We start from the raw sequence: 21,505 nt of genomic DNA, 5'->3' as shown, positions 1-21,505 counted from the left end.
GGTATGGCTGACGTGTTTTGACCCGGGGGTCACGTCCGCGCTAACCTTGAGAGTCGTTGTGCGTATCCCATCTCGATATGTCCATGCCCGCGTGCGGCTCAGTTGCAGAGCTACCTGGTCCGCGGATATGGCCGAGAACCCAGGGATCACCGGTGTAGCTTTCAGTCCTCACCTGAAGTTCCGGTAACGCATGCATCAGCTGCGTTGGCATCTGGAGGTCATTCTCCACGTATGCCGGCGTCACCGTAGAACAAGAAACGAAGGCAAAAACCGTGCGTACGTACACCCCGAAGCCCGGCGACATCAACCGCCAGTGGCACGTCATTGACGCCACCGACGTTGTCCTAGGCCGTCTTGCCAGCCAGACCGCAACACTGCTGCGCGGAAAGCACAAGCCGACCTTTGCCCCCCATATGGATATGGGCGACTTCGTCATTATCATCAACGCTGAGAAGGTTGCCCTCACCGGCGCCAAGCTCGAACAGAAGCGTGCCTACCGCCACTCCGGTTTCCCGGGTGGCCTGAAGTCCGTCAACTACGCAGAGCTGCTGGAGAAGAACCCGGTACGCGCTGTGGAGAAGGCCATCAAGGGCATGCTGCCCAAGACCTCCCTCGCTGCCCAGCAGATCGGCAAGCTGAAGGTTTACCGCGGTGCAGAGCACCCGCACGCGGCCCAGCAGCCCCAGACTTTCGAAATCACCCAGGTCGCTCAGTAGTCCTGGCCACCACAGACTAAGAATCACTCAAGGAGAACCGTGGCTCAGAACACTGAAGAGCTGAATGAACCAACCGAGGAGCTCACCAGCTACACCTCGGAATCGTCGGCCGTCTCGGACGCGCCCGTCAAAGAGCGCCCCGCGCTGACCGTCGGCGGCGCTGCTGTAGGCCGTCGCAAGGAAGCTGTTGCACGCGTCCGCGTCACACCGGGAAGCGGCAAGTGGATTGTCAACGGCCGCGAGCTGTCTGACTACTTCCCCAACAAGCTGCACCAGCAGGAAGTCAACGATCCGTTCAAGCTCCTCGAGCTCGACGGCGCGTATGACGTCATTGCACGCATCCACGGCGGTGGCCCTTCCGGCCAGGCCGGTGCACTGCGCCTCGGTGTTGCCCGCGCGCTCAACGAGATTGACCGCGAGAACAACCGCCCCGCCCTCAAGAAGGCAGGCTTCCTGACTCGTGACGCCCGCGTCATCGAGCGCAAGAAGGCCGGTCTCAAGAAGGCACGCAAGGCGCCTCAGTATTCCAAGCGCTGATTCTCACCAGCTTCACCCGTTACGCCCGCTCGGCTGCTGCCGGGCGGGCGTAACGCTTTAACAGCGTTCTTCGACGCTTCCCGGGTGCGGGACTTTTCTCCCTTAGGATGAACCACGATGACTAGATTATTTGGGACCGATGGCGTCCGCGGTCTGGCGAACGGCCTCCTCACCGCAGAACTCGCTTTGCAGCTTGCCCAGGCAGCGGCCGTGGTGCTGGGGCATCGGCAATCCGATGGCAGGCGCCCCACCGCCGTCATCGCGCGGGATCCGCGTACCAGTGGCGATTTCATTGCCGCTGCCGTGGAAGCCGGCCTGGCGAGTGCCGGCGTCGACGTTTTTGACGCGGGCGTCCTTCCCACACCGGCTGCGGCTTTCCTCGTTGCTGACCTGAACGCTGACTTCGGGGTCATGATCTCCGCCTCCCATAACCCGGCGCCGGACAACGGCATCAAGTTCCTGGCGCGCGGCGGCAAAAAGCTCGACGACGCCCTCGAAGATGCGATCGAATCCGAACTCCTCGCACCCCGGCACCGCCCCGTTGGGCCGGACGTCGGCCGCATCCAGCGCTTCGCCGATGCTGAGGACCGCTACGTGGTCCACCTCCTTCAGTCACTACCGCACCGGCTCGACGGCCTCAAAGTGGTGCTGGATTGCGCCAACGGCGCGGCCAGTGGCTGCTCACCCCAGGTGTTTTCCGACGCCGGCGCGGACATCGTGGTTATCGGCGCTGACCCCGACGGTAACAACATCAACGAGGGCTGCGGTTCCACCCACCTCGAAATGCTGCAGGCCGCGGTGCTGGAACACGGCGCAGACCTCGGTATTGCGCACGACGGCGACGCCGACCGCTGCCTCGCCGTGGACCACGAGGGCACCGTGGTGGACGGCGACCAGATCATGGCGATCATGGCAGTTGCCCTCAACTCGGCCGGGCGCCTGAAAGACGGCACACTGGTGGCCACCGTGATGAGCAACCTCGGCCTGAAGCTCGCTCTGCGGGAAGCCGGAATCACCTTGCGTGAGACTGCGGTGGGGGACCGCTATGTTCTTGAAGGCATGCGCGACGGCGGCTTCAGCCTCGGCGGCGAACAGTCCGGACACGTCATCTTCGCTGACTACGCAACCACTGGCGACGGCGTTCTGACCGGCCTGCAGTTGGCGGCGCAGGTCGCGTTGACCGGCCGCAGCCTCAAGGAACTGTCGACCGTCATGACCAAGCTTCCCCAGGTGCTGATCAACGTCAAGGGCGTGGACAAGTCGAGTGTGAACAGCGACGACGAGGTGCAGCGTGCGGTCCGCGACGCCCAAGAATCCCTCGGGGAAACCGGCCGCGTACTGCTGCGCCCCTCCGGCACCGAGCCGGTTGTCCGCGTGATGGTTGAGGCCGCCGACATGGTTACGGCCGAGCGCACTGCCGAGACCCTCGCCGGGATTGTGCAACATCAGTTGGCGCTCGAACCCGTTTAGGCCTCCCTGCTCCGTTTAAACATGGATAGCGGATTGACTATTCATGTTTAGTGGGTGAAACATGAACAACATGAAGCATGTTCTGGGTTCTGCGGCGAGCCGGTAACCGGATGTGGCCAGCGCATAATTACGAGAAGCGGCCGTGGAGGTCTTCCGGGAGACCGCCGCGGGAGGATCGGCTCTTCGCGGAGGTGGTGGTATCCCTGCCGCCACTGATCGCCGCTCAGGATTACTACCCGGAAAAGGACACACTGGTCGCGCTGGAGGAGGCCGCCGTTGCTGTCGCTTCCCTGGACGCTACTTCCGGCGCACGCATGGCGGCGATCAGCGGTTTTCTCCTCAGGAGCGAGTCTGTCTCTTCCTCGAAGATTGAACATGTGGAAGCGCCACGGGATGACTACGCGCGGGCAGCAATCGGGATTAAAGCCAGCGCGAACGCCCGTTCAATGGTCGCTGCCACAGACGCCATCCAAGCCATGATCGACGGAGCCGGCTCCACGGGCACGATCTCGGTGGATCAGATATTGAAGGCGCACCACCTGCTCAGGAAGGACGATCCGGTCGACTTCACGTACGCCGGCCGCTTTCGCGATGTCCAGAACTGGATCGGCGGTTCTGACTACTCTCCGCGCAACGCCATTCATGTTCCCCCTCCGCCGGAACTCGTCGACGACCTCATGGCCGACCTGATTGTATTCAGCAACAGGGTCGACCTGCCGGTCATAGCCCAGGCAGCCATTGCACACGCGCATTTCGAGTCCGTGCACCCATTCACCGACGGCAACGGCAGGATCGGGCGTGCCCTCATCGGCGCTGTCTGCCGCCGCCGTCGGCTGACCACCGGGACCGTTACCCCCATCGCTTCCGCCATGGTCGCCGACGTTCAGCAGTACTTCGATCTGGTCAATGCCTACAGAACCGGCAATGTCGACCCGTTCGTGAAGTACCTGGCGGTCTCGGCGGTAAGGGCGACTGACGCAGCCCGCGCATCGATTGCCGAGCTGGAAGAGCTACCCGGTATCTGGGAGGAAGCCGCAAAGCCTCGGCGCGGTTCAGCTGATGAGAAAATCATCGCTGCCCTGCTGGAGCACCCGGTCCTCGAAGCGCACACTGCTGCCCACATCGCAGGTGTCACCCTGAACGCCGTCTATGCCAGCTTGGATCGGTTGACAGAAGCCGGAGTAATCGCCCCCATTACCCGAAGCAAGCGGGACCGAGCCTGGGCGGCGACCGAGGTGCTCGACGAGGTTGATCGGCTGAACGCGCGCTTGGCAGGCAAGTAAGGTACGGCAGTAGCTAGACGGAACGCTGTTTGAGGCTGTCGCGGATCTCGGTCAGGAGCGCAACCTGCGGGTCAACCTCTTCGACCTTCTCCTCCAGGTTCAGTTTGCGGTCGCGCCGCTCGATCAGCTTGTTCATCGGCATGACGATCACGAAGTAGACAGCAGCGGCGATCAGGAGGAAATTCACGACGGCGGTGAGGAACATCCCGAACAGGATCTCGTTGCCGTTGATGGTCACCTTCGCAAAATCGTCGAAGTTGGGTGCGCCGACCAGCGCTGAAATCAAGGGCATGAGGACGTTCTCGACGAGCGACTTCACCACCGCCCCGAACGCGGCACCGATAACCACGGCAACAGCCAGGTCAATGACGTTGCCCTTCATGATGAAGTTTTTGAATCCGTTGATCATGGGTTCAGCCTACGGGAAGATTTGCGCAGATCAGGTGAGCCCGACGGGCGTGCAAGTCGCGCGAGCTGCGCAAAAGTTCGGGGTACATCAGTAGCCGGGCGCCGGTGGCAGGTTGAAGTACTCCTCGAGGGTTGCCACGCCGTCCTTCCGCATGGCCTGCGCCAGCTCAACGCCAACGTACCGGTAATGCCAGGCCTCGCCGGAGAACCCGGTGATGCCCTCCGCCCCCAACGGATACCTCAGGATGAACCCGAACCGGTGCGCGTTGGCTGCCATCCACTGACCTGCGGCAGTGTCGGCGAAGCAGGAGGAGAGGGTGCACGCGCCGTCGTCCTGTCCCACATCGAAGGCGAGCCCCGTCTGGTGTTCGGAGAACCCGGCGCGCGCCGAGATGCGGTCAGCTGCTGCCGTGTCACCGCCGTACTGCGCCACCCAGTGTTCATAGGTCGAGACCTGGTCCTGGAAGGACCGGTACCCGCTGACCAGGGTGAGGCTCACGCCGTCGCTCGCTGCAGTTGCAAACATCTCCTCCACAGCGGCAGCGGTGTCACCACGCAGCAGGGCATTAGGCTCGGCCACGGCCAGCGGGACCGCGGGCAGTACCAGACCGGAAGGAAAGTAGTCGATCGGGTTGATCGGCCGTTGCTTGTTGACGACGACGCTCACCGAGGTTGGGTCGCCCAGCTCGGTTGGCTCTGGAGGCGGTGCAGCAACTGGAGGCGGCGGAGAGGGAGAAGCCGCAACACTCGGCGCGGCGGTGGGTTGCGCTGGTGGCGTCTCGGGGACCACCGACGGAGCAGAAGTTTCAACGGGAGCGGGTGCACGCTGTCCCGGGGCGGGAATGGTGCCGGGGGTCTGGGACACGGCCGGAGAAGGCGGAACTGAAGAAGCGGGCGGAACCAATGACGCAGGCGCGGAGGCGGGGTTGTCCGCTGCAGGTGGCGGCGTACCGCAGGCTGACAGCGCGACGAGGAGCACCGCCGTCGTCATCCAGCTGGATGGGGTGCGGTGCCGCCGGGGTTTCGTCAGGTTTTTCGTAGCAGCATTCTTCGGATCGAGTGGTCGGCTTCCTTGGTGAGGACCAGGGTGGCGCGGCCGCGGGTGGGAAGGACATTGGCCTTCAGGTTCGGCTCGTTGATGCGGTGCCAGATGCCAAGCGCGGTCTCGCGGGCCTCCTCGTCGGTGAGTGAGGCGTACCTGTGGAAATACGACTCCGGGTTGGCGAAGGCGCCGCTGCGCAGCGACTGGAAACGCTGGACGTACCACTCCTCAATATAGGAGGTTTTCGCGTCCACATAGATAGAGAAATCGAAGAAATCGCTGAGCGCGAGGCCGGAGCGCCCATCCGCCCTCATGCGCGCCGGCGCAAGGACATTCAGGCCCTCCACAATCAGCACGTCCGGCCTGCGCACCACCACTTCACGACCAGGCACGATGTTGTAGGTCAGGTGCGAATACCAGGGGGCGCGGACCTCCTCGGCGCCGCTCTTGACCTCACTGACGAAGCGCAGCAGCCGACGGCGGTCGTAGGACTCCGGGAAACCCTTCCGCTGCATCAGGCCGCGCCGTTCCAGTTCCTCGTTGGGGTAGAGGAAGCCGTCCGTGGTGATCAGCTCAACGTTGGGGGTGCCGGGCCAGCGGCGAAGGAGCTCGCGCAGCACGCGGGCAGTGGTGGACTTGCCGACCGCCACCGAACCGGCAACGCCGATGACGAACGGCGTCCGCGTGGTGGTCTCACCGAGGAAGGTATTGGTGGCGGCATGCAGTTCACCGGCGGCGGCTACATAGAGCGAGAGCAGCCGGGACAGTGGAAGGTAGACCTCGCGCACCTCGTCAAGGTTGAGTGCGTCTCCCAGACCGCGCAGACGGAGGATGTCCTCGACGTTGAGCGGCGACTCGATCTCATTGGACAGCCGCGACCACGTCTGACGCTCGAGTTCAACGAACGGGGTGACACCGGCATCCACCGTCGCTGTGGGCCCGGTACCGGGAGATTGCTCACTCACCCTGTGAATTCTGCCCCCTGACCAGCACATTAACAAACGGATAGCGGCCTCTCCGGTGAGCTGCACCACGCCTGAACTTCGCGGCGCAAAGGAAGGAGTGCACGGCAGGTACGCTTAAGCCCATGTGTGGAATCGTAGGATACGTAGGCCGGAACAACGGCGCATCACTGAACAGCGCGGTACTCGAGGACGTCGATTCAAACGGCAGCCACGGCGCCCTTGACGTTGTCATGGAGGGCCTGCGCCGGCTCGAATACCGCGGCTATGATTCCGCGGGCGTTGCAGTCCTGACGGAATCCGGCATCCAGTCGCGCAAGAAATCCGGCAAGCTGACCAACCTTATTGCCGAGCTTCAGGAAGCGCCGCTTCCTGATTCACTGACGGGAATCGGCCACACCCGCTGGGCCACCCACGGCGGCCCGACAGACCAGAACGCACACCCCCACCTGGCCGACGACGGCCGGCTGGCGATGATCCACAACGGCATCATCGAAAACTTCGCAGAACTCAAGGCCGAGCTTCTCGACGCCGGTGCCACCTTCATCTCCGACACCGACACCGAGGTTGCCGCCGTACTGCTGGGCAGCATCTACCGCCGCCTGGCGGACGCCGACGCCGGTTCAGGTTCCGGTTCCGGTTCCGAGGACACGCTGACCCGGGCAATGCAGGAAGCCAGCCAGCGCCTCGAAGGCGCCTTCACGCTGCTGGCCATCCATCAGGACGCCCCCGACGTCGTTGTGGCCTCTCGCCGCAACTCGCCGCTGGTTGTGGGCCTGGGCGAGGGCGAGAACTTCCTCGGCTCGGACGTCTCGGGCTTCATCGACTTCACCCGCCGCGCGGTTGAGCTGGGCCAAGACCAGGTGGTCACGATCACCCCGGACGCGGTTTCCATCACCGACTTCTTCGGCGCTCCCGCCGAGGGCAAGGAATTCCACGTCGATTGGGACGCCGCCGCAGCGGAAAAGGGCGGCTACGACTCCTTCATGGAGAAGGAAATCAATGACCAGCCCGACGCCGTTGGGCAGACGCTGCTGGGCCGCACCGACGCCAAGGGAAACCTGGTGCTGGACGAGCTCCGCATTGACGAGTCAATCCTGCGCTCGGTGGACAAAATTGTTGTCCTTGCCTGCGGAACCTCCGCCTACGCCGGCTCGGTGGCCAAGTACGCCATTGAACACTGGTGCCGTATCCCCACCGAGGTGGAGCTCTCCCACGAGTTCCGCTACCGGGACCCGATTGTCAACGAGAAGACCCTCGTGGTTGCCATCTCCCAGTCCGGCGAGACCATGGACACCCTCATGGCGGTCCGCTACGCCCGCGAACAGGGCGCCAAGGTGGTTGCCATCTGCAATACCAATGGGTCCACCATCCCGCGTGAATCGGACGCCGTGCTGTACACCCACGCGGGGCCGGAAATCGCTGTGGCATCCACCAAGGCCTTCCTGGCGCAGATCACCGCCGCCTACCTGCTCGGCCTCTACCTGGCCCAGCTGCGCGGCAACAAGTTCCGCGACGAGATCAACGCCGTCCTGAGCGATCTCAATGAGATGCCCGCCAAGATCCAGCAGGTCCTCGACAACGCGGATGCCGTCAAGAAGCTGGGCCGCGACATGGCAGACGCCAAGTCCGTGCTGTTCCTGGGCCGCCACGTCGGCTTCCCGGTGGCCATGGAGGGCGCACTCAAGCTCAAGGAACTCGCTTACATCCACGCCGAGGGTTTCGCTGCCGGTGAGCTCAAACACGGCCCCATCGCGCTGATCGAGGAGGGCCAGCCTGTCGTCGTCGTGCTGCCGTCCCCGCGCGGCCGCGACTCCCTGCACTCCAAGGTGGTCTCCAACATCCAGGAGATTCGCGCCCGCGGTGCGGTCACCATTGTGATTGCCGAGGAGGGCGACGAATCCGTGGCAGCGTTCTCCGAGCACGTCATCCACGTGCCGCAGACCTCCACGCTCCTGGCGCCCCTGCTCACCACGGTTCCGCTGCAGATCTTCGCCCTTGAACTGGCATCAGCCAAGGGTTATGACGTTGACCAGCCCCGTAACCTGGCCAAGTCCGTCACGGTCGAGTAGGCGCCGATGATCATCGGTATCGGCGTAGACGTTGTGGACGTAGCCCGGTTCGAGCGCCAGGTCGAGCGCACACCCGGGTTGCGCGAGCGACTGTTCGTTGCGGCGGAGCGCGGGCTCAACACCCGCTCGCTGGCCGCCCGCTTCGCCGCGAAGGAAGCGGTGGCCAAGGCGCTCGGAGCACCGGCGGGCATGAACTGGCAGGACTGCTGGATAGGCCTCGACGCCAACGGCAGCCCCACGGTCCAGGTTTCCGGGACGGTCCAGGCCGTTGCGGATGCACGCGGAGTGAACCGCTGGCACCTCTCACTCAGCCACGACGGCGGGGTAGCAACCGCCATGGTGGTTGCCGAGGGGGAATATCCGGAGGCCACCCGGTAGGATTCTAAGCATGCTTAGTGCTTATACCGGGAATCAGGTCCGGGCAGCGGAATCCCCGCTGCTCGAGGCCGGCCTCGGGAATGAGCTGATGCAGCGTGCTGCGCACGGCCTCGCACAGGCCTGCGTTGGGGAACTGCACGCAACGGGCGGCACCTACGGACGCGCCGTCGTCGTACTGGTTGGCAGCGGCAACAATGGGGGAGACGCGCTCTACGCCGGCGCCCGCCTGCAGCAGCGGGGAGCAGGCACGACGGCGGTACTCACCTCGGATCGCGTGCATACCGATGCTCTGGCCGCCTTCCGCGCCGCGGGCGGGCGGGTTGAACGGCTCACCGGGAACCTCGACCGCATCGCTGAGCGCGTCACCGCGGCCGACCTCATTCTTGACGGCATTCTCGGCACTGGGGGAGTCGGCGGACTGCGCGGCGAGGCGGCCGAGCTGGTCACGAAGGTCAATGTTCGCGGAACCTCCGGCCGGGTTGTGGCGTGCGATGTTCCGAGCGGAGTCAACGCAGACACCGGCGCTGCCTCCGGCGAAGTATTGGCAGCCGATCTCACGGTGACCTTCGGCGGCCTGAAGTCCGGGTTGCTGGTTGGTGCCGGGGCGCGGCTGGCGGGACGCGTCACCACCATCGACATCGGCCTCGGCGACACGCTGGCGGAGCCCAGCCTCTACTCGCTGGAGCCGTCGGAATTCCACCTCCTTTATTCCCAGCCGCAACCGGCCGACCACAAGTACAGCCGCGGCGTCCTCGGGATAGCGGCCGGATCCGCACTGTACCCCGGAGCGGCCGTGCTTGCCACGGGCGCAGCGCTGGCTACCGGCGTTGGAATGGTTCGCTTCCTCGGCCCGGACGCGGTGACCACCCTCATCAACACCGTCCATCCTGAGGTGGTGTGCTCCCACGGTTCGGTTTCCGAGTCTCATGTCCAGGCGTGGCTCGTGGGCCCGGGTGCCGCCGAGGATCCGGGGCAGCGGCAGCGGGCCCGCGATGCCATTACCTCCGGATTGCCTGCTGTGGTTGACGCCGGAGCGCTCCCGCTGCTGCCGGAGACCGTCGGCAGCCACGTCATCCTCACGCCCCACGCGGGCGAGTTGGTGGCGCTGTTCGAACGGCGCGGGAAAAGCGTGGAACGGGAAGCCATCGAGGCAGCGCCTCTCGACTCTGCCCGCCGTGCCGCCGAGGCGACCGGCGCCACCGTCCTGCTGAAGGGCAACACCACAGTGGTGGCAGCACCGGACGGCACGGTCTTCAGCCAGACCAACGCCACGCCGTGGCTCGCCACAGCAGGCTCGGGCGATACCCTCGCTGGGATCCTTGGCGCGCTGGTTGCCACCAACACGAACCATGACGACGCCGGCGCATCGCTGGGGCTGCCGCCGTCGTCGCGCTGGGCAGCGCTTGCAGCAGCAGCTGCGATGCTGCATGGTTTGGCCGGTCAACGCGCTGCGAAGCGCGGGCCGATTGTGGTGAGTGAGCTGCCACGCCATGTCCGGCTGGTTATCCACGAGCTGTTGCGGGACCCGCCCCGCGCTGACCAATAACTTACGTTCACCAAAATGTCAGATCCCTGCGCTATGAAAAGATGCAGGAGACGGCCCGAGCACATCGGGTGACACAAACAAGCAAGGAGCACATATGGAACTGTGGCCAGGAGATGCCTATCCGCTGGGGGCAACCTACGACGGCACGGGGACCAATTTCGCGCTCTACAGTGAGATTGCCGAGAAAGTGGAACTCTGCCTCATCCATGATGACGGCACCGAAACCCGCGTGGCCCTGAAGGAAGTGGACGGGTATGTGTGGCACGGATACCTGCCGCAGGTTGCTCCGGGGCAGAAGTATGGTTACCGCGTCCACGGCCCCTACAACCCAGCCGAGGGCCACCGCTGCAACCCCAACAAGTTGCTGCTCGACCCCTACGCCAAGGCCATCCACGGCGAGATGGACTGGGACCAGGCGTTGTTCAGCTACAACTTCGGTGACGAGACCTCCTATAACGACGAGGATTCGGCATCACACATGATGCTCGGCGTGGTCATCAACCCGTTCTTCAACTGGGACGGCGATCGGATGCCGCGGACCCCGTACCACCAGTCCGTGATCTACGAGGCGCACGTCAAGGGGCTTACCCAGCTGCATCCGGAGATCCCCGAAGAGCAGCGCGGCACCTACGCCGCAATCGCGCATCCGGCGATCATCGCCCACCTGCAGAAGCTGGGGGTGACGGCCATCGAGCTGATGCCCGTGCACCAGTTCGTCAATGACAGCACGCTGCAGGAGAAGGGCCTGTCCAACTACTGGGGCTACAACACCATCGGCTTCTTCGCGCCGCATAACGCCTACGGTTCCTCGGGGGATGAGGGCGAGCAGGTCCAGGAATTCAAGGCGATGGTGCGTGAACTGCACCTTGCCGGTATCGAGGTGATCCTCGACGTCGTCTACAACCACACGGCCGAGGGAAACCACATGGGGCCCACCCTGTCGATGCGGGGCATCGACAACTCGGCGTACTACCGCCTGGTTGAGGATGACAAGCAGTACTACATGGACACCACGGGAACCGGCAACTCACTGAACGTAGGACACCCCCATGCCCTGCAGTTGCTGATGGACTCGCTGCGGTACTGGGTGACCGAGATGCACGTTGACGGCTTCCGCTTCGACCTGGCCTCAGCGCTTGCCCGCGAATTCTACGAGGTGGACCGGCTCGCAACGTTCTTCGAACTCGTCCAGCAGGATCCGATCGTCTCCCAGGTCAAGCTCATCGCGGAGCCGTGGGACGTTGGTCCCGGCGGCTACCAGGTGGGCAACTTCCCGCCGCAGTGGACCGAGTGGAACGGCAAGTACCGGGACACGGTGCGGGATTTCTGGCGCGGCGAGCCCTCGAGCATCGGCGAGTTCGCCTCGCGGCTGACCGGCTCTGCAGACCTGTATGAGCACTCGGCACGCCGACCGGTGGCCTCCATCAACTTCGTCACCGCCCATGACGGCTTCACCCTGCGGGATCTGGTTTCCTACAACGAGAAGCACAATGAGGCCAACGGCGAGGACAACAACGACGGCGAGTCCCACAACCGCTCCTGGAACTGCGGTGAGGAAGGGCCTTCGGATGATCCGGTAGTGCAGTCCCTGCGCGCGCGCCAGCAGCGGAACTTCATTGCCACGCTCCTGCTCTCGCAGGGTGTACCGATGATCTCCCACGGCGATGAACTCGGCCGCACTCAGGAGGGCAACAACAACACCTACTGCCAGGATTCGGAGCTGTCCTGGGTGCACTGGGACAACCTGGACCAGCCGCTGCTCGAATTCACCGCCGCCGTGAACCGGCTCCGTTCCGAGCATCCTACGTTCCGGCGCCGTCGGTTCTTCGACGGACGTCCTGTGCGCCGCGGCGAGGGCGAGGCCCTGCCGGACATCGTCTGGCTGGATACCGCAGGTGATCTCATGGCGCCCGAGGACTGGGACTCCGGATTTGGGCGCTCCATCGGCGTCTTCCTCAACGGGCAGGGAATTCACGGGCGCGATCAGCGTGGCCAGCGGATCACTGACCTGAACTTCCTGCTGTACTTCAACGCCAATGATGAACCGGTGACCTTCACGATTCCCTCGGCTGAGTACGGGCCCATGTGGGACGAGGTCATCGACACCGCCGGCGTGTACGCGGACTCCGAGCCCATCCCCGCGGGAGGGACGGTGACCGTGGAGGCCAAGTCCATGGTCGTCCTGCGTGCCCATGAGGAAGCCGAAGATCTGGACCACTCGGTTGCCGCGTCACTGGCAATCCTCGCAAACGAGAACACCGGGAAGACAACCGCCCCGTAAAGGCTTGTCCAACCGCACTACCACACCTCCGAGGAGGCATTCGTGCTGACACCCAAGTCCACCTATCGGCTGCAGATTCGATCCAGCTTCGATCTGACCGCCGCAGCGGAGACCGTGCCCTATCTTGTAGACCTCGGGGTGGACTGGGTGTATCTTTCACCCGTCCTCACGGCGGAACAGGGATCCGACCACGGGTACGACGTCACCGATCCCACCTCGGTGGATCCGGAACGGGGAGGCACGGAAGCATTCGACGCACTGTGCCGGACGGCCCACGAGGCTGGGCTCGGTGTCCTCGTGGACATCGTGCCCAACCACGTGGGCGTTGCCACCCCTGCGCAGAACGCGTGGTGGTGGGACCTCCTGGCCAAGGGAAAGGACTCCCGCTACGCCGAGGCGTTCGACGTTGACTGGGACGCCGGCGGCGGCCGGATCCGGGTGCCGGTGCTCGGAGACAGCGACACCGAGGAAGACCAGCTCAAGGTCGTCGACGGCGAGCTGCACTACTACGAGAACCGGTTCCCCATCGCCGAGGGGACAGCGCAGCCCGGTGACACCGGTGCTCAGGTCCACGCACGGCAGCACTATGAGCTGGTGAACTGGCGTCGTGCGGACAGCGAGCTGAACTATCGCCGGTTCTTCGGCGTGAACACCCTTGCCGGGGTCCGGGTGGAGGTGCCGTGGGTGTTCGATGAGGCGCATTCGGAAGTTCGCCGCTGGTTCGCGGAGTCACTGGTGGACGGAGTCCGGATCGACCATCCGGACGGTCTCGCTGATCCGGCGGGCTACCTCGAGAAGCTTCGGGACCTTTCGGGCGGCGCGTACACGCTCGTCGAGAAGATCCTGGAGCCGGGTGAGGAGCTGCCGGAACGCTGGGCCTGCGAGGGAACCACCGGTTATGACGGACTGGCGGTGGTGGACCGGCTCTTCGTCGACCCTGCGGGTCAGCCCGCGCTGGACGCAGCCGTGCCCACCGAGCGCTTCGTTCACATGATCCACGGCACCAAGCGCGGCATCACTGACGGCATCCTGCGCTCCGAGGTGCTCAGGCTTGCCCGGCTTGTGCCCGGTTCCGCACAGCTTGATCCGGAACAGAGTGCCGACGCGATTGCCGAACTGCTGACGTGCTTCCCGGTCTACCGGAGCTACCTGCCCGATGGTGCGGACCACCTCGCCGATGCAGTGCTGAACGCCAAGGTTCGCCGGACGGACCTCGGGCCCGTCATTGACGCACTGCATCCCCTGCTGAACCCTTACCTCTCGGACGCGAAAGCTGAACTGACGGAGCTGGCGGTCCGGTTCCAGCAGACCTCGGGCATGGTGATGGCCAAGGGTGTGGAAGACACCGCGTTCTACCGGTTCAACCGGCTGACCTCGCTCAATGAGGTTGGCGCAGATCCGTCAATCTTCTCGCTGGACACTCACGAGGTGCACCGCGCGCTGCTAGAGCGCCAAGAGTTCTCCCCTCTGACCATGAACTCGCTCAGCACACATGACACCAAACGCGGTGAGGACACACGGGCCCGCATCACGGTGCTTTCCGAGCTGGCAGGGGAGTGGACGGAGGCCCTCGACCAGCTCAACCGGCTGGCACCGATCGGTGACACAGCCTTCGCATCCCTGATGTGGCAGGCCCTGATCGGAGCCTGGCCGCTGAGCCGTGAGCGGGCCCACGCCTACGTCGAGAAGGCCTCGCGGGAAGCCGATGCCAGCACCCACTGGACGGCGCCCAATGCCGCGTTCGAGGAGAAAATGCACGACGCCGTCGACGCAGCCTTCGACCGCCCTGCGGTGAACGGCCTCATCACGTCGCTGGTGGAGAAGACGGCTGCGCCGGGGTGGTCGAACTCGCTGGGCGCCAAGCTCGTGCAGCTCACCATGCCGGGCGTCCCGGACGTCTACCAGGGCTCCGAACTGTGGGAGACCTCCCTGGTGGACCCGGACAACCGGCGTCCGGTGGACTTCGCGGCCCGCAAGCAGGGGCTCGTGGACCTCGCGTTCGGTGCGCTCCCGCAAATTGACGACGGCGGTATGGCCAAGCTCCTCGTTGTCTCGCGTGCCCTGCGGTTGCGCCGGGACCGGCCGGAACTGTTCTCCGGTTATCGTTCGGTGCTGTCCACCGGATCTGCTGCCGAGCACGCCTTCTCCTTCGATCGCGGGGGCGCAGTCACGGCCGTTACACGTCTTCCGCTGGGACTGGAGCGGGCCGGCGGGTGGCGGGACACCGCCGTCGTACTCCCGGAAGGCACCTACAGCTGCGCAATTACCGGCACCGGTTTCGAGGGTGGGCCGGTTCCCGCCGCACGGCTGTTTGAGACCTACCCAGTGGCACTTCTCGTGAAGGAGGAAGCTCAGTGAATCCAACGATCGCAGCACGCTCAAGGTTTGATGTTTGGGCGCCGAAGGCGCAGTCCGTAACGCTGGTGGCAAACGGCACTAACTACCCCATGGTTTCCCGCGAGGGCAGCTGGTGGGAGGCCCCGGAAGCTCCGGCCAGCGGTGAGGTGGACTACGGTTACCTGATCGACGGCGCTGATCAGCCGGTCCCCGATCCCCGGTCCCGGCGACAGCCGGAAGGAGTACACAAGCTCTCCCGAACGTTCGACGCCGGTGCCTACTCCTGGGGCGACAGCAGTTGGGCATCACCTGGGCTGGACGGGAACGTCATCTATGAGATGCACATCGGGACGTTCACGCCGGAAGGCACGCTGGACGCTGCCATCGGGAAACTCGATTACCTGGCGGGCCTCGGCGTGCAGTACGTCGAGTTGCTGCCCGTCAATGCCTTCAACGGCACGCATAACTGGGGTTACGACGGCGTGCTTTGGTACGCGGTGCAGGAAACCTATGGCGGGCCTGAGGCTTACCAACGGTTTGTCGACGCCGCGCACCAGCGCGGGCTCGGCGTCATCCAGGACGTTGTCTACAACCACCTCGGCCCCAGCGGCAACTACCTGGGCCTGTTCGCTCCGTACCTGACCGAGGGCAAGTCCAACACGTGGGGCGAGTCCCTGAACCTGGACGGCCCACTGTCCGATGAGGTCCGCCGGTATGTAGTCGAGAACCTGCTGATGTGGTTCCGCGACTATCACGTCGACGGGCTGCGTCTCGATGCCGTGCATGCGCTGCATGACGAGCGCGCCATCCACATCCTCGAGGAATTTGCGGTGGAAACCGACCGGTGCGCCGCGGAGCTCGGCAAGCCGCTGTTCCTGGTGGCGGAGTCGGACCTCAACAATGCGCGGCTCATCGCACCGCGCGGCGTCGGCGGCTACGGTCTGGCCGGCCAGTGGAGCGATGACTTCCACCACGCGGCGCATGTCAACGTCACGGGCGAGACAGTGGGCTATTACGAGGACTTCGACTCGATCGGTGCGCTGGCGAAGGTCTACACGGAAGGCTTCTACCACAACGGAACCTGGTCTTCCTTCCGTGAGCGTTCGCATGGGCGTCCCATTGACCCGGCCAGGCACAGCCTGCACCAGCTCGTGGTCTGTACCCAGAACCACGACCAGATCGGCAACCGCGCGGCAGGCGACCGGATCAGCGCCTCGCTGAACACCGCCCAGCTGGCTCAGGCGGCAGTACTGAACATCGCCGGGCCCTTCACCCCGATGCTGTTCATGGGGGAGGAATACGGCGCACTCACGCCGTGGCCGTTCTTCACCTCGCACCCGGAGCCTGAGCTTGGAAAGGCGACGGCGGAGGGACGCCTGCGGGAGTTCGAGAAGATGGGCTGGGACCCGGACACCGTGCCGAACCCCCAGGATCCGGAAACGTTCGTCTCCGCGAAACTCAACTGGACAGAGCAGGAGCGCCCGGAACAGGCACGCCTCCTGAACATCTACCGGGAACTGATCGCGCTGCGCCGGAAGAACAAGGACCTGCACAACCCTGACTTCACGTCAGTGAAGGTCAGCTTCGACGAGGACCAGCGCTGGCTGGTGCTCCACCGGGGAGGCACCGCCGTCGTCGTGAACTTCGCGGACAGTGAGCGGGAGATTCCGGTGGCCGCGAAGAAGGTGCTGCTCAGTACCGAACCCGGGGAATCGATGGGGGACGGCACCGTCTCGCTTCCGGCGCACGGAACAGCAATTGTGAAGGTCTAGGAAAGGCAAGGCCACCATGCGCGAGCTCAGCACGGAGGTGCTTGTGGTTGGAGCCGGACCTACCGGCCTGATGCTCGCCGCCTGGCTGGCCAGGCTCGGTGTCGATGCCGTTCTCGTGGACGGCAAGAACGGACCCACCCGGGAGTCGCGGGCGCTTGGTGTCCATTCGCGCAGCATGGAAATTTATGACCAGCTGGGTGTGGTGGACCGTGTGCTTGCCGAGGGGTACTCGGCGGTAAAGATCCGTCCGGGCTATGAGAACCGTTCCTTCGGCGCCGTACCGATCGGCAGGTTCGGCGCCGGGCTGACGCCCTATCCCGGGCTCCACATCCTGGAACAGAGCAGGAATGAACGCATCCTGCTCGACCGCCTGACGGAACTGGGTGGATCTGTCGAGTGGCAGCTCCCGCTGGTCAGCCTGACCTCCGACGCCGGCGGTGTGACCGCGGAATGCAGCGGGCCCGCCGGGTCCCTGCGCGTCCGGGCGCGGTTCTGCGTCGGGGCGGATGGCGGTTCATCGGCGATCCGGAAGCTTGCGGGAATTCCGTTTGAGGGCCAGACCAACGAGCACACGTTCTACGTGGCGGATGTCAATGCTGTCTTGGGTGTCGCCGAGGACAGTGTGAACCTGCGCTTCGGGGCCGAGGAATTCCTGCTCGGTTTCCCGATGGGTCCCGGCGGCCATCATCGGCTGCTCGGGGTGTTGCGGACTGCCGGCAGTGAGGATGTTCCCGAGTCGCTGGCGCGTCAGCGCCTGGAAAAGGTGTTCGGCGTCTCCTACCGCGAGTCGCTCTGGTTCTCCACATACCGCATCCACCATCGCGTCGCAGCCCGCTTCCGGGAAGGTCCGCTCTTCCTTACAGGGGATGCCGGGCATGTCCATTCACCAGTCGGCGCGCAGGGAATGAACACCGGGCTGCAGGATGCGCACAATCTGGCGTTCAAGCTGGCGGACGTGATTCAGGGACGTGCCTCGGAGTCCCTGCTCGACCGGTACGAGGTTGAGCGGCGACCGGTGGCGCTTCGGCTAGTCAACAGCACCGACTGGGTGTTCGGCCTGGTGACCTCCGACCACCGGGTTGCCCGCACCATCCGGCGCATCGCTCCGCGGCTCGTCGCCCCTGTGGCCATCCGGCTTCTTCCGCACTTGCCCATCGCGCCCAGGCTCTTCGGTTACCTGTCCCAGATCCGCATCCACTACTGGATGGACGGCTCCTCTCCTGGACGCCGCGGCCGGGTGATCGGCCGGAGACTGCCGTGGACCGGGTCGAATTTCGAGGCACTGCGCTCAGCGGCCTGGCAGGTCCACACCTACGGTGAGGTGGATTCGGAGGTGGCTGCCGCCGTCGGGCATGGTTTGAAAGTGCCGGTTCACTCATTCCCCGCAGCGGCCGGCAAGGGGCTTCAGGAGGGGTTGTGTTACCTCGTGCGTCCGGACGGATTTGTGGCGGGGGCAGCGCCGGTGCATACCGCGGTGTCGCAGTTACGGGCGCTCCTGCCTGATCAGTGGTTCGAGGCCAGGCCCACTAGCGACCTAGGATGAATTCATGACCTTTCACCCCGCGGACAACCGCTATGACACCATGCCGTACCGACGAGTGGGCCGCAGCGGGTTGCACCTGCCGGCCGTCTCGCTGGGGCTCTGGCACAACTTCGGCGATGACAAGCCGTTTGATGTGCAGCGGGATATTCTGCGGCGTGCGTTCGATCTTGGCGTCAACCACTTCGATCTTGCAAACAATTACGGTCCTCCCTATGGCTCGGCGGAGACCAACTTCGGCAGGCACCTCAAGGATGACTTCCGGCCTTTCCGGGATGAGCTCGTGATTTCAAGCAAGGCCGGCTACGACATGTGGCCAGGCCCGTACGGCAACTTCGGATCACGGAAGTACCTGCTGGCGAGCCTCGACCAGTCCCTGAACCGGATGGGACTGGACTACGTCGACATCTTCTACAGCCACAGGCCCGATCCGGAGACTCCGCTGGAAGAGACCATGGGTGCGCTGGACACCGCAGTGCGGTCCGGGCGGGCGCTCTACGCCGGCATCTCCTCGTACTCCCCGGAGCGGACCGCTGAGGCAGCGGCGATCCTGCGCGATCTCGGCACGCCGCTGCTGATCCACCAGCCCTCGTACTCCATGCTGAACCGCTGGGTGGAGAACGGCGAGCCGAACCTGCCCGAGGTCCTTGAGCAGGTTGGCGCCGGTTCGATTGCGTTCTCCCCATTGGCGCAGGGCCTGCTGACCAGCAAGTACCTCAACGGAGTGCCTGAGGGGTCCCGTGCGGCGTCGAACAAGTCGTTGTCCGAGGATCACCTGTCCGAGGACAATCTGCGGCGGGTCCGCGGACTGAACGGCATTGCGGAGTCCCGTGGGCAGACGCTGGCCCAGATGGCCATCGCCTGGATTCTGCGTCCGCAGGGCAAGGGTTCGCCCATCACGTCGTCGCTGATCGGAGCGTCGAGCGTGAAGCAGCTCGAGGACAGCGTGGGCGCCATCAATAACCTCGACTTCAGCGAGAGCGAGCTGCACGCGATCGACGAGTTCGCCGTGGAGTCGGACATCAACCTGTGGGCCAAAGCGCTCGAGGCGTAACAACAACTACTCAGCGTCAGCCTGCCGGTAGCGGCGCCCCCCCCCCCCCCCCGTTCGCGCTGGCTCTCAGACGCGGGCGACTATGAGCCAGCCACGGCCCGGTGCATAGGGCAGGTCACGCACTTCGGTACTGGTGAAACCTGCTTTAGCCAGGGACAGGCAAAGCGCCTCTTGGGAGCGGAATCGCAGAGTGGACATGGAGTCGATGCGCTCACCATCAGCGTGGAAAATGGTCGGGGATTCGAACGTAACGAACTCCCCATCAACCTGGGTTACCTGAACCCAGTCCTCGACCGGTCCCTCTCCCTGGCAAGCCATTCCCCGTCATCAAGAAAGACCTGCGCGACATTGGCAGTCATTGTCGCCAGGTCGTACTGCCCTTCCTGGGAGGAATCTGCGGCAACATCCACCGCGGTTCCCACCAGCCATGTCACCCGGTCTGCCCCCGGTTTGGTCCGGGCGACATCCACCGAGGCCCCGGCAGGGTCGACCCCGAACACCTGGAGACTCCGCTCTGTTACCAGCCGGCAGCACAAGGTCCCTGTACCGCAACCGACGTCGAGAACCGCTGACGAGCCGAACTCGTCCACAAGGTCCACATAGGTCTCCAGATCGCTGCGGTCGGGATCAAGAGGGTCATACACGCGGGCAACCCGTGGGTGATCAAAGATAGCGTCAGGCATCACACAGTCGGTACCTCACCCACTAGGGCTCCAGGGATTTAGTGGGCTCCCGGAATTACCGCCAGAGATCCCGCAACCCCGGGAATGCCTTCTCGTACCCTCTAAGTAGCCGCTGCGCGGTATGCGCGGAGTCGATCAACGGATGCAGTGCGAAAGCCCGCCGCGCCAGTGAGCGGTCCCCCTGCACGACGGCGGCGATCACGTCCTGCTCGACTCCTTTGACCTGTGCCATGAGGCCGAGCTGGTGCGGCGTCGGCGTGCCCACCGGCAGAGCCTCGACGCCGCGGCCGGTGACGCGGGCCGGGATCTCCACCACGGCACCTGCGGGCAGTTGGGAGATTGTGTGCCCGTTGCGGATGTTGAGGATGAGCTCAGCAGCCTCGTCCCGCACCAGTGCACGCATTACCGTCAGGGCGACCTGCTCGTATCCACCGCCCGCCAGGTCCGCTTCATCGCGGGATTCCTCCTCCGTACGGGCTTCGGCAAGGTACCCCTCTTCCCGGAAACGCCGGGCTGCTTCCCAGACGGCGAACGGCGTATCGGTCACGCGCAGCTCCGGGTACAGACCCTCCTGCTGCCGAACCAGCGATTCGCCCCGGGTTTCGACAGCGGCTGCGACGGACCGCCGGGCCTCCGCGTGGAAGTAGTAGTAGAAGAGATACTCGTTTGGGAGCGCACCGAGCATGTGCAGGAACTGCGGACCGAACACCCGGCCTTCCTCGAACGAAGCCAACCGGGCAGGGTCGGCCAGCAGGGCGGGCAGGAGGTCATCGCCGTCGTAATCTAACGCCCGCAACCATCCCAAATGGTTCAGACCCACGTAGTCGACGCCGGTCAGGACACCGGGGGGCAACGGCACGCCGGCCGCAAGAGACGCCCTACGCACCAGCCCGGACGCGGAGTCGCAGATCCCGATGACGCGTTCGCCGAGGAGCGGTTGCAGAGCCTCGGTGATGATTCCGGCAGGATTGGTGAAATTAATGACCCACGCATCCGGGCACACCGCGACGATCGCTTCGGCTACCGAGAGCATTTCCGGAACCGACCGCAGCGCGTAGGACAGACCGCCGGCACCCACCGTTTCCTGCCCCAACAGCCCTTCGGCGATCGCCACCCGCTCGTCCAGCACGCGCCCGGAGGCACGGCCGGGACGGATGGCAACGAAGACGACGTCGGCCCCCGCCAACGCGTCCTCCAACCGGTCACTCACGGTGAGACGGGGCGGCTGCGAGCCGTGCGGGAGCGGTAAGTCGCGGGCAACACGGGCGACGGCCGCTGCGCGGGAGGGATCGGCGTCGTACAGGCGGACTTCGTGGACCAATCCGGCAAAGGCTCCCGAGCAGAGCGCACGGTAGATGAGGGGCACGCGAAACCCGCCGCCGCCGATGATAGCCAGTCTGATGGCATGCATGTGGTGATCCTTC

At 64.7% G+C, this 21,505-nt stretch carries 17 protein-coding genes; 12 read left to right on the top strand and 5 right to left on the bottom strand.

Annotated elements, in window-relative coordinates; translation table 11 throughout:
- Positions 1-272: 272 nt before the first annotated feature.
- The 4 genes from rplM (at position 273) to ACZ2GY_RS12125 (ending at position 4,006) form a co-directional block, all read left to right on the top strand.
- Positions 273-716 carry a 50S ribosomal protein L13 gene (gene rplM / locus ACZ2GY_RS12140; RefSeq protein ID WP_056544112.1) on the top strand — a complete coding sequence of 148 codons (444 nt, stop codon included), beginning with the start codon at positions 273-275 and terminating at the stop codon, positions 714-716.
- A 39-nt stretch (positions 717-755) separates the two neighbouring features.
- Positions 756-1,253, top strand: a complete 498-nt coding sequence (gene rpsI / locus ACZ2GY_RS12135) for a 30S ribosomal protein S9 (protein WP_056544114.1) — start codon at positions 756-758, stop codon at positions 1,251-1,253.
- Positions 1,254-1,370: 117 nt separating this feature from the next.
- On the top strand, positions 1,371-2,723 hold the full coding sequence (gene glmM, locus ACZ2GY_RS12130; protein WP_277359692.1) for a phosphoglucosamine mutase: 1,353 nt from the start codon (positions 1,371-1,373) through the stop codon (positions 2,721-2,723).
- A 77-nt stretch (positions 2,724-2,800) separates the two neighbouring features.
- Positions 2,801-4,006 carry a Fic family protein gene (locus tag ACZ2GY_RS12125; RefSeq protein WP_471671990.1) on the top strand — a complete coding sequence of 402 codons (1,206 nt, stop codon included), beginning with the start codon at positions 2,801-2,803 and terminating at the stop codon, positions 4,004-4,006.
- A 13-nt stretch (positions 4,007-4,019) separates the two neighbouring features.
- Here the strand turns inward: ACZ2GY_RS12125 and mscL are convergent, their stop codons facing one another.
- The 3 genes from mscL to coaA all read right to left on the bottom strand — a co-directional run bounded on the left by mscL (position 4,020) and on the right by coaA (position 6,451).
- Positions 4,020-4,415 carry a large conductance mechanosensitive channel protein MscL gene (mscL, locus tag ACZ2GY_RS12120; RefSeq protein ID WP_277359690.1) on the bottom strand — a complete coding sequence of 132 codons (396 nt, stop codon included), beginning with the start codon at positions 4,413-4,415 and terminating at the stop codon, positions 4,020-4,022.
- Between the two features lie 87 nt (positions 4,416-4,502).
- Entirely contained in the window at positions 4,503-5,405 is a 903-nt protein-coding gene (locus ACZ2GY_RS12115) for a M15 family metallopeptidase (RefSeq protein WP_471671989.1), read from the bottom strand.
- A 35-nt stretch (positions 5,406-5,440) separates the two neighbouring features.
- A complete protein-coding gene (gene coaA, locus ACZ2GY_RS12110) occupies positions 5,441-6,451 on the bottom strand; it encodes a type I pantothenate kinase (RefSeq protein WP_471673590.1) in 1,011 nt (336 codons plus the stop codon).
- A gap of 92 nt (positions 6,452-6,543) precedes the next feature.
- Here coaA and glmS point away from each other — a divergent pair, with 92 nt between their 5' ends.
- From glmS to mgrA, 8 genes are all read left to right on the top strand, one after another.
- Positions 6,544-8,490 (top strand): glutamine--fructose-6-phosphate transaminase (isomerizing), encoded by a 1,947-nt coding sequence (glmS, locus tag ACZ2GY_RS12105; protein WP_471671988.1) that lies wholly within the window; start codon positions 6,544-6,546, stop codon positions 8,488-8,490.
- Between the two features lie 6 nt (positions 8,491-8,496).
- The gene (locus ACZ2GY_RS12100) at positions 8,497-8,868 is read left to right on the top strand and encodes a holo-ACP synthase (protein ID WP_471671987.1); all 372 of its coding nucleotides are present in this window, start codon (positions 8,497-8,499) and stop codon (positions 8,866-8,868) included.
- A gap of 10 nt (positions 8,869-8,878) precedes the next feature.
- Positions 8,879-10,414 (top strand): NAD(P)H-hydrate epimerase, encoded by a 1,536-nt coding sequence (locus ACZ2GY_RS12095; protein ID WP_471671986.1) that lies wholly within the window; start codon positions 8,879-8,881, stop codon positions 10,412-10,414.
- 94 nt (positions 10,415-10,508) lie between these two features.
- Complete coding sequence (glgX, locus tag ACZ2GY_RS12090) at positions 10,509-12,695, top strand: glycogen debranching protein GlgX (protein ID WP_277359170.1); 2,187 nt, start codon at positions 10,509-10,511, stop codon at positions 12,693-12,695.
- A 42-nt stretch (positions 12,696-12,737) separates the two neighbouring features.
- Positions 12,738-15,053, top strand: a complete 2,316-nt coding sequence (gene treY / locus ACZ2GY_RS12085) for a malto-oligosyltrehalose synthase (protein ID WP_471671985.1) — start codon at positions 12,738-12,740, stop codon at positions 15,051-15,053.
- Positions 15,050-16,804 carry a malto-oligosyltrehalose trehalohydrolase gene (treZ, locus tag ACZ2GY_RS12080; protein ID WP_471671984.1) on the top strand — a complete coding sequence of 585 codons (1,755 nt, stop codon included), beginning with the start codon at positions 15,050-15,052 and terminating at the stop codon, positions 16,802-16,804. The genes treY and treZ overlap by 4 nt, the downstream gene beginning before the upstream one ends.
- A gap of 16 nt (positions 16,805-16,820) precedes the next feature.
- Positions 16,821-18,347: an FAD-dependent monooxygenase gene (locus ACZ2GY_RS12075; protein WP_471671983.1), complete on the top strand. Its 1,527-nt coding sequence runs from the start codon at positions 16,821-16,823 to the stop codon at positions 18,345-18,347.
- Positions 18,348-18,351: 4 nt separating this feature from the next.
- Complete coding sequence (gene mgrA / locus ACZ2GY_RS12070; RefSeq protein WP_471671982.1) at positions 18,352-19,398, top strand: L-glyceraldehyde 3-phosphate reductase; 1,047 nt, start codon at positions 18,352-18,354, stop codon at positions 19,396-19,398.
- Between the two features lie 272 nt (positions 19,399-19,670).
- Here the strand turns inward: mgrA and ACZ2GY_RS12065 are convergent, their stop codons facing one another.
- Together ACZ2GY_RS12065 and ACZ2GY_RS12060 are read right to left on the bottom strand one after the other, a co-directional pair.
- Complete coding sequence (locus ACZ2GY_RS12065; RefSeq protein ID WP_471671981.1) at positions 19,671-20,081, bottom strand: class I SAM-dependent methyltransferase; 411 nt, start codon at positions 20,079-20,081, stop codon at positions 19,671-19,673.
- Positions 20,082-20,136: 55 nt separating this feature from the next.
- The gene (locus ACZ2GY_RS12060) at positions 20,137-21,483 is read right to left on the bottom strand and encodes a family 4 glycosyl hydrolase (RefSeq protein ID WP_471673589.1); all 1,347 of its coding nucleotides are present in this window, start codon (positions 21,481-21,483) and stop codon (positions 20,137-20,139) included.
- Between the last annotated feature and the right edge of the window lie 22 nt (positions 21,484-21,505).

Source organism: Arthrobacter sp. KKT183 (assembly GCF_055657625.1).
The sequence above is the reverse complement of the archived record's forward strand: the minus strand, read 5'-3'. Positions and strand labels throughout refer to the sequence as shown.

Coding starts and splice junctions, on each gene's coding strand:
- glmM (WP_277359692.1), top strand. CDS start 1,371: ATGACTAGATTATTTGGGACCGATGGCGTCCGCGGTCTGGCGAACGGC.
- ACZ2GY_RS12125 (WP_471671990.1), top strand. CDS start 2,801: ATGTTCTGGGTTCTGCGGCGAGCCGGTAACCGGATGTGGCCAGCGCAT.
- mscL (WP_277359690.1), bottom strand. CDS start 4,415: ATGATCAACGGATTCAAAAACTTCATCATGAAGGGCAACGTCATTGAC.
- ACZ2GY_RS12115 (WP_471671989.1), bottom strand. CDS start 5,405: ATGACGACGGCGGTGCTCCTCGTCGCGCTGTCAGCCTGCGGTACGCCG.
- coaA (WP_471673590.1), bottom strand. CDS start 6,451: ATGTGCTGGTCAGGGGGCAGAATTCACAGGGTGAGTGAGCAATCTCCC.
- glmS (WP_471671988.1), top strand. CDS start 6,544: ATGTGTGGAATCGTAGGATACGTAGGCCGGAACAACGGCGCATCACTG.
- ACZ2GY_RS12100 (WP_471671987.1), top strand. CDS start 8,497: ATGATCATCGGTATCGGCGTAGACGTTGTGGACGTAGCCCGGTTCGAG.
- ACZ2GY_RS12095 (WP_471671986.1), top strand. CDS start 8,879: ATGCTTAGTGCTTATACCGGGAATCAGGTCCGGGCAGCGGAATCCCCG.
- glgX (WP_277359170.1), top strand. CDS start 10,509: ATGGAACTGTGGCCAGGAGATGCCTATCCGCTGGGGGCAACCTACGAC.
- ACZ2GY_RS12075 (WP_471671983.1), top strand. CDS start 16,821: ATGCGCGAGCTCAGCACGGAGGTGCTTGTGGTTGGAGCCGGACCTACC.
- mgrA (WP_471671982.1), top strand. CDS start 18,352: ATGACCTTTCACCCCGCGGACAACCGCTATGACACCATGCCGTACCGA.
- ACZ2GY_RS12065 (WP_471671981.1), bottom strand. CDS start 20,081: ATGCCTGACGCTATCTTTGATCACCCACGGGTTGCCCGCGTGTATGAC.